This window comes from Streptomyces sp. 71268 (assembly GCF_029392895.1).
Taxonomy (GTDB): domain Bacteria; phylum Actinomycetota; class Actinomycetes; order Streptomycetales; family Streptomycetaceae; genus Streptomyces.
In genome coordinates this window covers 4,214,000-4,226,962 of record NZ_CP114200.1, presented here as the reverse complement: position 1 = coordinate 4,226,962, position 12,963 = coordinate 4,214,000, and the positions used below count along the sequence as shown (strand labels likewise).

Sequence of the window (12,963 nt, the reverse complement as noted above, 5' to 3'; positions counted from 1 at the left end):
TTCCATGAGGAATTTCGTAGTAAAGACGCTCGCCAACGCGGCGGCCCTGTGGGTCGCCATCTGGCTACTCAAGGACATCACCTTGACCGGCGAGAACACCGGCCGCAAGACGGTCACCCTGATTCTGGTGGCCCTGCTCTTCGGGCTGGTGAACTTCGTCGTCAAGCCGGTGGTGAAGTTTCTCTCGTTTCCGCTGTTCCTGGTCACCCTTGGCCTGTTCACGCTGGTCGTGAACGCGCTGATGCTGATGCTCACCTCGTGGCTGGCCGACACGATGGACCTCAGCTTCCACGTGGATGGCTTCGGTGCCGCCTTCGTCGGCGCGCTGATCATCTCGATCGTCTCCTGGGCCCTGAACGCGGCCCTCCCCGACCGGGACTGACCCCGTGGCGCGGTCAGGCGAAGCCCGCGGACGACGGCCCTCCGGAAGCCGCCCCCGGGCCACCCCTCGGACCGGTGGCCCGGTGGGCGCGCCCCCGGTGGCCCGCCCCGGGGCCGCGCGGCACCCGCTCCCTGGCGCGGCGCCGAGCGGGTCGGAGCGCCTGGCCGGGCGCGGAGGCCGGAGGCAGGCAACACACGCCGCAGGAGGCGGACGCACGAGCGGCCCTCGCGAGGGCACGGAAGGAGCGGACCATGGGCGACCCGTCTGAGGAGAGCACTCCACAAGCCGAGGCACGGGCCGAAACGCGCGGTGAGGCGCGGGCCGAGGCGCGCGGCGACGGCACGCGCGCGGTGCGGGCCGGGCTGCCCGAGCCGGCCGCGTACGAGCCGACGTTGCCCGGGCCCGTCTTCGCCGCCCACTTCCACCTGCCCGGCGACGCGGACCCGCTGGACGGCCCGTACACCTACGGCCGGGACGCCAACCCGACCTGGACGCTCCTTGAGCGGGCCCTCACCGAACTGGAGTGCCCCGCCGAAGCGGGCCCGACCGCCCCCGGCTCCCCGCCGCGACCCGAGACCGTCGTCTTCGCCTCCGGCGCCGCGGCGATGTCGGCCGTGCTCTTCTCGCAACTACGCCAGGGCGACACGGTCGTGCTGCCCTCCGACGGCTACCACCTGCTGCACGCGCTGCGCGACCGGCTCACCGGCTACGGCGTCACCGTGCGCACCGCCCCCACCGGTGGCGACGCGCAGCTCCCGCTCGTGGACGGGGCGCGGCTGCTGTGGCTGGAGACGCCGTGCAACCCGAGCCTGGACGTCTGCGACGTCCGGCGGCTGGCCTCGGCGGCCCACGAGCGGGGCGCGCTGGTGGCGGTCGACAACACGTTGGCTACGCCGCTCGGCCAGCGCCCTCTCGCGCTCGGCGCCGACTTCTCGCTGGCCAGCGGCACCAAGGCCCTCACGGGCCACGGCGATCTGCTGCTCGGCTACGTCACCTGCCGCACCCCGGAGCTGGCCGCCGGCGTACGGGCCTGGCGCAAGAGCGTGGGTGCCGTTCCGGGCCCGATGGAGACCTGGCTCGCCCACCGTTCGCTGGCCACCCTCCAACTCCGCGTCGACCGACAGGCGGTGACCGCACTGGCCCTGGCGCGCCTGCTGCTCGACCGGCCCGACGTCACCGGCGTGCGCCACCCCGGCCTGCCCCAGGACCCCGCGCACGAGGTGGCGAAGCGGCAGATGCGGCACGGCCGCTACGGGTGCGTGGTGTCCTTCGCCCTCCCCGACCGCGCCCACGCCCAGCGCTTCCTGGCCGCCCTGCGCCTGGTGAGCGACGCGACGAGCTTCGGCGGCGTACGGTCGACCGCCGAGCGGCGCGAGCGGTGGGGCGGGGACGACGTACCGGAGGGCTTCATCCGCTTCTCGGTCGGCGTGGAGGACACGGCCGACCTCCTCGCGGACGTACGACAGGCCCTGGACGCGGCGGCCGACGGGGCCGCGACGTAGGAGAGCCGGCTATGAGGTGCGGGGGTGTGGTGGCGCACGGGGGGCGCGCGGTGACGTGGCGCTGGTTGTCGCCGGGGGGTGCGCGGAGGCGGGTGCCCGGGGCGGCGGTCGCGCGGAGGTAGCGGACGCGCGGGGGCGGCGGACTCGCGGGGAGTCGGAGCTCACTTCAACGCGGCGGGCTCGGGTTGTGGGCGCACGGGGCGGGCTCGGGCGCGGGTGGCCCGGACGCGGTGCAGGCTGGCAGAACCTCCCCCCTCGTGGCTCTGCCAGCCACGGTTCAACGCTCATCGAACCGCGCGACCTAGGCTAGTTGACTCTGCGTCAGTGTCCAATCACCCTAGCGACATGAAGCTATCGACATATTTATAGTTGGGGTATGGCGGGGCGACCAATGCTGAGGGGAATCGATGGACCTGGCCCTGCTCCGTACGTTCATCGCGGTCTACCGCGCCGGCTCGCTCACCCGGGCGGCCACCCTGCTCGGTCTGTCGCAGCCGGCGGTCACCGGTCAGATCCGTTCGCTGGAACGCCAGTTGGGGCGTCCCCTCTTCATCCGCAAGGCCCGCGGTGTCACCCCCACCAGCGCCGCCGACGAACTCGCGCAGCGGTCCGCGCCGCACATCGACGCGCTCCTGGAGATCACCGAGTCCGACAGCGCGGACGTCACCGCCCGGCGCACGTTGCACCTCGGCGGGCCACCGGAGTTCACCACCCTGCGCGTACTGCCCGCGCTCGCCCACCTCGCGCTGGACGGCCTCGACATCCGCGCCGCGTTCGGCACCGCCGACGAGATGTTCGCCGGCCTGTCCGCCAACCAGTACGACCTGGCCATCACCACGGTCCAGCCGCGCGGCCGGCTGTTGACCGCGACGCCGCTGTGCGACGAGGAACACGTACTGGTCGCCGCCCCGCGCTGGGCCGCCCGGCTCGGCGCGTCCCTGCTGCGCGCGGGCGGCGGCCCCGCGGTGCTGCACCGCGCGCTGGAGCCGGTGCCGATGGTCGAGGTGCACGAGAGCCTGCCGCTGGTCACCTCGTACTGGGCGGCCGTGTTCGACGCGCCCGTCACCGCCTCCGCCACGATCATCGCGCCCGACCTGCGGGCCGTGCTCGCCTGCGTGATGGCGGGCTCGGGGGTGGCCGTCCTGCCGCGCTACCTGTGCATGGAGGCGTTGGACAAGGGCGAGGTGGTGTCGCTCATCGACCCACCGGTGCCGCCCCTGCGCACGTACTTCCTGGTCAAGCGCACCGGCTCGCCGGCCCCGCACCTCGCCCGCGCCCACGAGTGGCTGCTCCGCGCCGCCGTCGACTGGTGAGCCGGTAGGTGAGTTGATCGGGGGGCCGGCTGGCGAGTGGGCCGGCGGGCCGCTGGCGGGCCGGCTGGTACGCGGTGCCGTGCGCGAGCGGTGGATGGCTGACCGGCGGCAGGAGCGGGCGGGGGAGCGGAGAACGCGGCGGGCGCCGGTGTGGGGGCTTCTACCAGGCCGCGAGGGGTTTCGCGAGGCGGCGCGCGCGGCAGACCTCCCCTATGACCGAACGGCCTGTGGTCAAGCGCACCGCCCGCGCCATCCTGCTCGACGGCGACCTCGACGCCGACGCCACGCCCCAACTCGTCCTGATCAAGCGGACCAAGCCCGGCGAGGCCCCGTACTGGATCACGCCGGGCGGTGGCGTGGAGCCCGAGGACCCGACGGTCATCGACGCCCTGCACCGCGAGATGGACGAGGAACTCGGCGCCAAGGTGACCGACGTGGTGCCCGCGTTCGTGGACACCGTGCCGATCGACGCGGCCCGCGACACCCTCCCCGAACAGGGCGTTCCCGACGAGGGCGTCAAGGTCCAGCACTTCTTCGCCTGCCGGCTCGCCTCGATGGACCTCAGCAGGCGGCACGGCCCCGAGGTGGACGCCCCCCGCGGCGAGTACGAGGTGGTGCGGGTGCCGTTCACCCGTGAAGGCATCGCCTCGGTGGGAGTGGTGCCGCCGTCGCTCCGCGACTACCTCGACGCCAACATCGAGGGCGTACGGGCGCTGCTCGCCGGCGACCTCGGCTGACGCCCCTCGCCCTGGTTGGCGTTTCTCGCCTCGGCTGGCGTTTCTCGGGCTGCCGCGGCCCTTGGTTTCTCCCCTCGGAGGCTAGGCGGGGTGTGGGCCCGATGGGCGCGGGCCGGTGTGGGGTGGCTCGCATATGTCGGATGTGCCGGATAGCAACGAGGGTGCCGGGGAGTCGTCCGTCGCGGGTCGGGGGGCGCTGAGAGGAGGCTTGGGGCCGGAGTGCGGCTCGACGAACCAGCCCGCGAACGGCTCTTGCTCTCCCTCTTCGGCCGCGAGTGGCTGCCGCGCGCGGTCCAGCACCCGCTCCACCGTCTCCTGCCACACCTGGCGGTCCTGGTCCCCGTGCCATCGCCGACCCTCGTCCCAGACCGCCTGCCCCTCGCTCTGCCCCTCGCTCGGACCGCGCTCCCGCCGCTGGTCCGGGTCCGCACCGATCGCCGGCACGGACAGGTTCGGCGTTCCGGCCGGCGGCTCTGGCAGCAGCGGGGGTTGAGGCAGGGGTGCAGGTTGGGGCAGGGGTGGCGGCTGAGGCAGGTACGGGGGCTGCGGCGGTGCCAGCGCGTCGGCCGCGGGCGACGGCAGGGCCGGGGGCCAGGGTGGCGACGGGGGGCCGGCCGCGAGGAGGGGATCGGCCGGGAGGGATGGGTCGCTCGGGGACGGTGGGTCGCTCGGGAGCGGTGGGGGCGGGGGCCAGCCCGTGGCCTCGGGGGTGCCGGACGCGGGGGCGTCCCAGTGTCGCGCGTCGAGCGGGGTTGGCGGCGCGGGCGGGAGGTCGTCCCGGTTGTCCCGGCCACGGGGGGTCTCGGGTGAGGACGTCGTGGTGGGCTCGGCCGCCGACCGACCGGGGACCTGATCTTGTGGTCGCCACTGGCCGGCGAGTTGACTCCGGGACAACTGGGCGGTGGGCCGGTCCCACGCCCCCTGCGAGAAGTCGGCCGGTTCCCAGGGTTGTCGCTGGTCGAGAGGTTGGTCGCGGCTCTGCTGCCGGTCGGCGGGCTCGTCCTGGCCCGGTGGTTGCCACCGCTCGGCGTACTGGTCCCAGGGTTGCTCCGCAACGGCTGGCGGGTGCTGGTGCTGGCCCTGGTGTGAGGGCTGGTCCGCGTGTGGGGGCTGGTCCGGGTGTTGTGACTGGCCCGAGTGTTGAAACTGGTGCTGAGGCTGTTGCTGGGCGGGCGGCTGGTCTTGGGGTTGCTGATGAGCGGGCGTCCGGGCCTCGGCTCCGAGCGACGCGGGCGCCTGGGATTGCTGCTGGTGCTGGTGAGAGACCCGCGAGGCGTGGGACGCCTGGGGGTGGGGCTCCGGCGCGCGGCCGGCGGAGGCCGGGCGCGGGTCCTGCTTGCGGCCCCGGCCCGGCCCGCGACGGTCCTGGCCGCGACGGGCGCGCGCGGCGGCGGCCGTACCGAAGTAGTCGCCGCCCTTGCGCCGGTTGTCGTCCGTGCCCCAGGCCCGCCCCTCGCCGTGCGGCGCGCGCTCCACCTTGGCCAGGTGCGGGATGTGCTTCGAGCAGTGCACGTACGCCTCGTCGACGGTCACCTCGACCCACACCACGGCCCGCCGGCCGGGCACCGGGTCGACCGGCAGGGACGGGCGCTCGGCTCGCATGTCGTCGTCCGCGACCACCCGGGCCCGACCGTTGATGTGCAGGCCGATCCGGTCCTGCTGGAAATCCAGCAACAGCAGGGCCACGTGCGGATTCTCCTCGATGTTTCCGAGGCTCGCGAAGACGCCGTTTCCCCGGTATTCGGGATAGGCGACGGTACGGTCGTCCAACACCTGGAGGAATCCCGGAGATCCGGCCCGGAACGTGTTGTCGCATTCACCCTTGCCATCCGAGGTCGCCAGGAAGAACATTTCCTGGCGCCGCACGAACTCCCGCATGCGCGCGTTGAGGTGGCCGAGCATCTGCTCGTCGTAAAACCGCTCGGCCCTTTCCTCACTGCCGAGCCGTTCCTGCAGCACGCGCTCCCCTCGACTACCCCACGCCTGTTCGGGCTGGCCGTGGGCGTCCCGATCGGATTCCGCGTGCGTGCGGCGTTCCACGTCGGGCGCGGTTTCTCGCCGATGGTCCGGTGTGCCCTCAGCGGTGCGTTCCGGACCGGTCTCCACGTATTCCACAGTTTCGAGTCCTCATTCGCTCCTCGTCCCCCCGCCCTTACCGCCCCAGGCGCCATCGCGCGCCCGTCGGCTAGTCGAGCGCCCCCACCAGTTCCTCAAGCGAGTCGTGGCGGATGCGGTGCCGCGGTATTCCGATGCCGCGCAGGGTGCTAACGCCGCTGCGAATCAACCCGGGCGGTCCCGAGAGATAGGCGTCGAAGGCGTTCCACGGCCCGTACTTCCGCACCGCGTCGGGAAGCGGTCCGCGCAGTCCGCTGGTGGGTCCGTCCGATATGACGGGGCGCACCGAAAGCCACGGATGTTCGCGCTCAAGGCGCGTCATGGTCTCGATGTCGTAGAGGTCGTGGTCGCTGCGGGCGCCGTAGAAGACCTCGACCGGGCGCTGTCTGCCGTGCACGGCGACGTCTTCGACGAGCGCCTTGATCGGTGCGATGCCGGTTCCGCCGCCGAGGCACAGCAGCCCGTTGTCCGTCTCGTGGTCGACCACCATCGAGCCGGCGGGCGCGCCGAGCTTGATCACGTCACCCGGGTTGGCGTGGTGCACCAGCGATGTGGAGACCCAACCGGCCGGAACGGCCTTGACGTGGAACGACAACAGCCCGTCCGATCGCGGTGCCGACGCGAACGAGTAGTGCCGCCACACCCGTGGCCACCAGGGCGTCTCCAGGCTCGTGTACTGGCCGGCGCGGAACGGGTACGGCTGGTCGGGGCGCACCGTGACCACCGCGATGTCGGGCGTGCGCAGCTCGTGGCGCACGATCTCGGCCTGCCACCAGGCCGGCGCGTGCAGCTCGTTCTCGGCCGCGGCGTCGATCATCGTCTGCGAGATCGTGGTGTACGCCCGTACCCACGCGGCCTCCGCCGCCTCACCCCAGGTGTTCGGCGCGTACCGGGCCAGCGCCCCGAGCAGGCTCTCGCCCACCGCCGGGTAGTGCTCCGGCTGCGTGCCGTACTTGCGGTGGCCCCGGCCGAGGTGCGTGAGGTACTCCTCAAGGAGCGCCGGCTCGTCGGCGTGGCGCGCGGACGTGAGCAGCGCCTTGAACAGCCGGTCGCGCTGCGCGTCCATGGCCGCCGGGAACATCTCCCGCAGCTCCGGGTGGTTGAGGAAGAGGAGCGCGTAGAAGTACGAGGTGACCTTGTCCGAGATGGGCTCGATCTCGGACAGCGTGCGCCGGATGAGCTGGGTGTCGGCTGACGTGCTCTCCGGCAGGTCCGCGAACGCCCCCGCCGGGCGTGCGGCGTGGCCGGCCGGCTCCGCGTCGAGCGGCGAACCGAAGCCCGGGCGGCTCAGCGGCGAACCGGGCCCTGACTCCCCGGCGCCGGGCGGCGGCACCGCGGCGGCGCGCGGGACGATGTCGGCACCGCCGGTGTAGCGGGCGGCATCGGGGGAGCGGTTCCCGTCCGGGCCACCGCCAGGACCGCGCGCCGGCACCGGCCGCAGGCCGTCGAGACCTGTCTGACCAGCTCCTACCGCCATCCCCGTACTCGCCGCCGCGCGCGGCTCACCGGCCGGTGCGGTGGGGTGGTCGGCAGGCGCGGTGGGGGTGGTGAGCGAAGGGGCCGCCACCCGCTCGGGGGCGGGCGCGAGGCCGGCAGCGCGGCTCGCGGGGGCCAGCGGGGCATCGGCGGCGGGCACGGACGCGGCCCGTCCGGCGGCGGGCACGGGCGCGGAGCGCTGAGCGGAACCGGCGGTGATCGCCTCCGCTTCCGGCGCGGGGCGCATCGCGGGCACCGATTCGGACCGGCGTACGTCGCGCCCGGCGGGCGTCGACGACGCCGTGGGGGACGCGGACGAGCCCGTGTCGGGGTACCCGGGAGAGCTGGGGTGGGTCGGGCTCGCCGGCGCGCCGGCCGCCGCACCGCGCTGGTGCGGCTCGGCGGCGCGCTGGTGCTCCCGCTGCTGCTGTGCCGCGGGTGTCTCGTACGAGCCGGGGCGTGGCGCGGGCGACGGGGCACCCTGGTTCGCCCCGCGACCCACCGGCCTGATGGCCGCCACGGAACGGCCGCGGGCTCGCGCGCCCTCGGCCTCGGCCGCCGCGCGCGGCGCGGCCCCGTCGTCCGGACCGCTCGCCGAGTGCGCGCTCGCCGGGCCGCGCTGGCCACGGGCGGGCGCGTCGGCTACCTGCCTGGTCGGAGTGAACCAGCCTCGTTCACGGTTCTCGCCATGGGTGTCGCCAGAACCACCGGACTCGCTGTCGTCGGCTGACGTGGTGGTCGGAGCGTTCATGGTTGCCTCGCCTCGAACATCTCTCTGCCGGACTTCGTCAGTCTGCGTCGCTGTCAGTCTTCGCCGTGCGGCCTCACCCGCCGTCACGGCGGGCCACCAACACCACACGCCATCTCGGTCCCGCCCGCCCCTGCTCCCTCCCCGTCGCGGGACCCCTTGTTCAGCGACACACGTACGGTGAGCGGTCCACGCCGCCCACTCGCATTACGGCCCCGTGACATTTCACGCATATCGCGCGGGACCAGTTCCCGAACCGTGCCTCGGACCTCTCACGCGTACCGCCTGCCCCCCGCCGGCCGTCACACTCAGCGCTCTGTGACCCGAGCGGTGATACGCCCTGGTGCGTGGCGCTTCGTCGGCCAGCGTGACACCCCTCGCGCACGGCCCGCGGCAATAGCCTGAACTCCCGGTTCCCGTACTCCCGTTCCCGCTAGGCTGGGCTCACCGGTGTACCCCCCGGGGGGTGCCGATGGCGTTCTTGCGTTCGAACGGGGTTGACCATACCCGCCCCGGTTGAATGCACAAGCCCCGTGCCGGCCGGCCCTTATGTCCGTCTTATCAGGGCAAGGGACGGCGGTTGCTGGTCAATTCGTACGCGTCGCGCAGATCGCGCCCCACATAGGCATATGAGGCGATCCCCGTCAGGTGCCGGTCGGCGTTGACCGCGACGGATGTCGGCAGCACCGCGAACAACTCGGCGTCCGACATGGAGTCTCCATACGCCACACATTCCGACCGCGTCACCCCGAACCTCTCACATAGTTCATCCGCGATCTTCACCTTGGCCGCCGGATTGAGAATGCCGTCCGGCCGCACCGGCTCTCGGAAGGGGACGGCCGGAAACACCGAACCGTAGGTCGCGTGTGCTCCCCACTCCAGCAGGCGTCGCACGAAGAAGTCCGGCGACAGCGATATCACCGCACACCGTTCACCGCGTGCCGTGATATCCGCCCATACCTCGCGTATTCCGTCCAGCCATGGCGCCCCCTCGAACGCGAGCGCCACCTGTGCCTCCGTGAGCTCCGTCCACAACTCGCGCACGCGCAGGGCGAACTCCGGCGGCCCCAGCACCTGGCGCGCGAACGCTCGCTCCAGGTCGGCGATCTCCTGCTCAAGGCCCAGTTGTCGAGAGATCTCGATGGGCGCGGCCGACCCGTACATCAGCGTTCCGTCGAGGTCGAACAGGTGAAGTCTGGTCATGTCTGTCGAGCGTAAGCGCACCGCGGCCCACGGCATCGCCCCCTTGTCCCCTTGGCCGTCCCCTCGTACGTCTCGCTGGCCGCTCCCTCGTGCGTCTCCCTGGCCGCCCCCTCGTGCCCCGCTGTCTGTTCCTCCTGGCTCCCCGCCCGTCCCCGTCCCCGTCCGCGTGGCAGGCGTATCGCACCCGGCCTCGCTGGCCACGGGCCGCTCGGTTCGGGGCGGTGGTGGTGGCGGGCGGACTGCTCCCCGTGGAGGCCCCGTGGATACTCCCGCCGTGTGACGCCGCGCGGGGCTGGCCACGGCACCGTGAGGGACATGCGTCAGCTCACCAGACCCACCCGTCGTGCCGTTCTCGTCGTCCATGTCGTCGTCTCCGTCGGCTGGCTCGGGGTGACGTGCGGACTGCTCGCCCTCGCCGTCGCGGGGGCGGCCGCCGACTCGGCGGAGGCCGCCGAGGCCGCGTACCGGGCGATGAAGGTCTTCGGCGATTGGCTGGTGATTCCGCTGAGCCTGTTGGCCCTGGTCAGTGGACTGGTACTCGCGCTGGGCACACCCTGGGGGCTGGCTCGGCACCGCTGGGTCTACACGAAGTTCTGGCTGAACCTCGTCACCGCCGGGCTGTCCGCCTTCGCCCTGCGGGGCCACATCAACGAGGCGGCGGCCCAGGCGGTGGCCGGTGGCCACGTCGCGAACCCGGTCGACGTGATCATCCCGCCCGCGGTGGCCCTGGCCACCTACGTGTTCATCACGGCCATCTCCGTGCTCAAGCCCTGGGGGCTGACGGCCAGGGGCCGCCGGCACCGGCGTGTCAGGTCGTGAGGTCCGCCGCCGACTGCGGCGTCACGTCGCCCGCCGACGCCCGCACGGTGGGGTCGCCCACCCCGGCGGCTCCGGCCTCCGTGCCGGCTGTGGCCGGCCCGCCGGTCCGCACGACTCGGCTCCGCGCGGCCGGGGGCTCGCCCTCCTGCCGGCGCTCCAGCCAGGCCGCGAAGACCGCCACGCCCAGGGCCGACAGCGCCAGGCCCACGCCGACCACGTTGGGCGCCGTGTACCCGAAGCCGGCGGATATGACGAGCCCGCCGAGCCACGCGGCCAGAGCGTTGCCGAGGTTGAAGGCGGCGATGTTGGCCGCCGACGCCACCGTGGGAGCCTCGGCGGCGTGGTCCATGACCCGCTTCTGGAGCGGCGGCACGGTCGCGAAGCCGAAGAGGCCGATCAGCATGAGGGTGATCGCCGCGAAGACCTTGTGGTGGGCGGTGAGGGTGAACAGTCCGAGCACCGTGGCGAGACCGACGAGGCTCGCGTAGAGCAGCGGCATCGCGTGACGGTCGGCGTACCGGCCCCCGATCACGTTGCCGGCGACCATGCCGACGCCGAAGAGGGCGAGCAGCCACATCACGCTGGACTCGGCGAAGCCCGCCGTCTCCGTCATCATCGGCGTGACGTAGGTGATGGCCGCGAACACCCCGCCGAAGCCCAGCACCGTCATCGTCATGGCGAGCCAGACCTGCGGGTTACGGAAGGCGCCGAACTCCTTGCGCAGCTCGGGCGTCGCCGGCTCGGGGCGGGCCGGAACCAGCTTGGCGATGCCGAGCAGGCCGAGCACCCCGAGGCCCGCGACGATGAAGAAGGTGACGCGCCAACCCGCGTGCTGACCGATCAGCGTGCCGGGAGGAGCGCCGACGACGTTGGCGAGCGTGAGCCCCATGAACATGCTGGCGATGGCGCCGGCCCGCTTGTTCGGGGCGACCAGGTCGGTGGCGACCACGGAGCCGACGCCGAAGAACGCCCCGTGCGTGAACGAGGCGAGCACCCGGCCCACGAGCAGCACGCCGAACGCCGGAGCCAGCGCGGTGAGCAGATTGCCCGCGATGAACAGACCCATCAGCATCAGCAACATCTGCTTGCGGGGCAGCCGCGTGCCGATCGCCGTCATGAACGGCGCCCCGACCACGACCCCCAGCGCGTACCCCGTGACCGCGAAGCCCGCGGTCGGGATCGACACCCCGAAGGAGTCCGACACCTCGGGGAGCAGCCCCATGATCACGAACTCGGTCGTGCCGATGCCAAAGGCACCGACGGCCAGGGCCAGGAGCGCGAGCGGCATAACGGCACCCTCCAGAACGTTGCGCGCAGCAGGTACGAGCACACACAATAATTGCAGACGCGGGATGATTGCAAGCGCTGGCTATTTCACGGGTGGCCTATCCTGGTTCGTACGACACCGAAGGGGGCGTCTCATGGCACACCAGCTCGGCTCGGCCACGGATTACCGGCAGAAAACCGACCAGGGCGAGGACCGGGACCCGGACCGCGAACAGACCCCGACTTCAGCCGCCCGGCGGACGGACCAGGCTCCGGCCGGGGCCGCCAACACCTCACCGCGCTCCCCGTCCTCGGAAGGGGAGTCGGCTCACGCGCGGGAATCGGGCCACGCGCCGGAGGCCGGGCGTGACGACCCGCCCGCGCCGCCCGGGCGTGCCCTCGCTCACAGTTGGTGCGCGCTGTCCGCGCTGCACAGCCGCCTTGAGGCGCACATAGAGCGCGCGCTGGAGGCCGCGGCGGAGCTGAGCGTGCGGGAGTACTCCGTGCTCGACGTGTTGAGCGAACAGCACGACGGCGAGGGCGGCCACCTGCGCATGAACCAGCTCGCGGACGTCGTCGTACTGAGCCAGAGTGCCACTACGCGCCTGGTCAGCCGGCTGGAGGAGCGTGGCCTGCTGGTCCGCTACCTCTGCCCGACCGACCGCAGGGGCATCTACACGGACGTCAGCGACGATGGCCGGAAGCTGCTGGAACGGGCGCGGCCGGTGCATGACGCCGCGCTGCGAGAGGCCCTCCAGGAGGCCGCCAAGCGACCCGAATTGGCGCCTTTGGTCACGGCTGTCCGTACTCTGGGGCCGGCATCGAAACCCGTATGACCGGGGCGTAGCCTCCGGATCATGAGCGATTTCGAGCAGTCCGGAGCGGCGGTCGAGTTTCGGCGGGCGCGGGCGGAGGACATTCCCGCCATCGTGGCGATGCTGGCCGACGACGCCCTCGGCGCCCAGCGCGAGTCGCCCGGCGACCTCACGCCCTACCAGGCGGCCTTCGAGCGGATCGCCGCCGACCCCAACCAGTGGCTGCTCGCGGCTGTCCGCGACGGTCGCCTGGTAGGCACGCTGCAACTCACCTTCATCCCCGGCCTGTCGCGGCGCGGGGCGACCCGCTCGATCATCGAGGGGGTGCGCGTCCACGGTGACGAGCGCGGCAGCGGGCTCGGCACCCAGATGATCGAGTGGGCGATCGACGAGTCGCGCCGTGCGGGCTGCCAGTTGGTGCAGCTCACCTCGGACGCGACGCGCATCGACGCGCACCGCTTCTACGAGCGGCTCGGCTTCGAGGCGTCCCACCTCGGGTTCAAGTTGCAACTCTGAACAGTCGGCAACGGTCCGAAACGGGTCGGGTCGGGTCGGGTCGGGTCGGGTCCGAACGAGCCCATGGGCGT

Annotated in this window: 11 protein-coding genes; 7 read left to right on the top strand and 4 right to left on the bottom strand. The window is 72.6% G+C overall.

Annotation, left to right across the window (positions count from 1 at the left end):
- The first annotated feature begins 4 nt into the window (after window positions 1-4).
- The 4 genes from OYE22_RS16285 to OYE22_RS16270 all read left to right on the top strand — a co-directional run bounded on the left by OYE22_RS16285 (window position 5) and on the right by OYE22_RS16270 (window position 3,934).
- Window positions 5-382 carry a phage holin family protein gene (locus tag OYE22_RS16285; RefSeq protein WP_277321084.1) on the top strand — a complete coding sequence of 126 codons (378 nt, stop codon included), beginning with the start codon at window positions 5-7 and terminating at the stop codon, window positions 380-382.
- Window positions 383-633: 251 nt separating this feature from the next.
- Window positions 634-1,884: a cystathionine gamma-lyase gene (locus OYE22_RS16280; protein WP_277321083.1), complete on the top strand. Its 1,251-nt coding sequence runs from the start codon at window positions 634-636 to the stop codon at window positions 1,882-1,884.
- A 407-nt stretch (window positions 1,885-2,291) separates the two neighbouring features.
- A complete protein-coding gene (locus OYE22_RS16275; RefSeq protein WP_277321082.1) occupies window positions 2,292-3,197 on the top strand; it encodes a LysR family transcriptional regulator in 906 nt (301 codons plus the stop codon).
- A gap of 212 nt (window positions 3,198-3,409) precedes the next feature.
- Window positions 3,410-3,934, top strand: coding sequence for an NUDIX hydrolase (locus OYE22_RS16270; RefSeq protein ID WP_277321081.1), 525 nt, complete (start codon window positions 3,410-3,412; stop codon window positions 3,932-3,934).
- Window positions 3,935-4,015: 81 nt separating this feature from the next.
- Here the strand turns inward: OYE22_RS16270 and OYE22_RS16265 are convergent, their stop codons facing one another.
- From OYE22_RS16265 to OYE22_RS16255, 3 genes are all read right to left on the bottom strand, one after another.
- Complete coding sequence (locus OYE22_RS16265; RefSeq protein WP_277321080.1) at window positions 4,016-5,893, bottom strand: pyridoxamine 5'-phosphate oxidase family protein; 1,878 nt, start codon at window positions 5,891-5,893, stop codon at window positions 4,016-4,018.
- 226 nt (window positions 5,894-6,119) lie between these two features.
- Window positions 6,120-7,772: a globin domain-containing protein gene (locus tag OYE22_RS16260; protein WP_277324165.1), complete on the bottom strand. Its 1,653-nt coding sequence runs from the start codon at window positions 7,770-7,772 to the stop codon at window positions 6,120-6,122.
- 1,062 nt (window positions 7,773-8,834) lie between these two features.
- A complete protein-coding gene (locus OYE22_RS16255; RefSeq protein ID WP_277321079.1) occupies window positions 8,835-9,476 on the bottom strand; it encodes an HAD-IB family phosphatase in 642 nt (213 codons plus the stop codon).
- A 315-nt stretch (window positions 9,477-9,791) separates the two neighbouring features.
- Here OYE22_RS16255 and OYE22_RS16250 point away from each other — a divergent pair, with 315 nt between their 5' ends.
- The gene (locus tag OYE22_RS16250) at window positions 9,792-10,295 is read left to right on the top strand and encodes a DUF2269 domain-containing protein (RefSeq protein ID WP_277321078.1); all 504 of its coding nucleotides are present in this window, start codon (window positions 9,792-9,794) and stop codon (window positions 10,293-10,295) included.
- Here OYE22_RS16250 and OYE22_RS16245 read toward each other — a convergent pair.
- Window positions 10,285-11,583, bottom strand: coding sequence for an MFS transporter (locus OYE22_RS16245; RefSeq protein WP_277321077.1), 1,299 nt, complete (start codon window positions 11,581-11,583; stop codon window positions 10,285-10,287). The two genes, OYE22_RS16250 and OYE22_RS16245, sit on opposite strands and share 11 nt — an antisense overlap.
- A gap of 397 nt (window positions 11,584-11,980) precedes the next feature.
- Here OYE22_RS16245 and OYE22_RS16240 point away from each other — a divergent pair, with 397 nt between their 5' ends.
- Window positions 11,981-12,397: a MarR family transcriptional regulator gene (locus tag OYE22_RS16240; protein ID WP_277324164.1), complete on the top strand. Its 417-nt coding sequence runs from the start codon at window positions 11,981-11,983 to the stop codon at window positions 12,395-12,397.
- A gap of 21 nt (window positions 12,398-12,418) precedes the next feature.
- Window positions 12,419-12,892, top strand: coding sequence for a GNAT family N-acetyltransferase (locus OYE22_RS16235; RefSeq protein ID WP_277321076.1), 474 nt, complete (start codon window positions 12,419-12,421; stop codon window positions 12,890-12,892).
- Window positions 12,893-12,963: the final 71 nt, after the last annotated feature.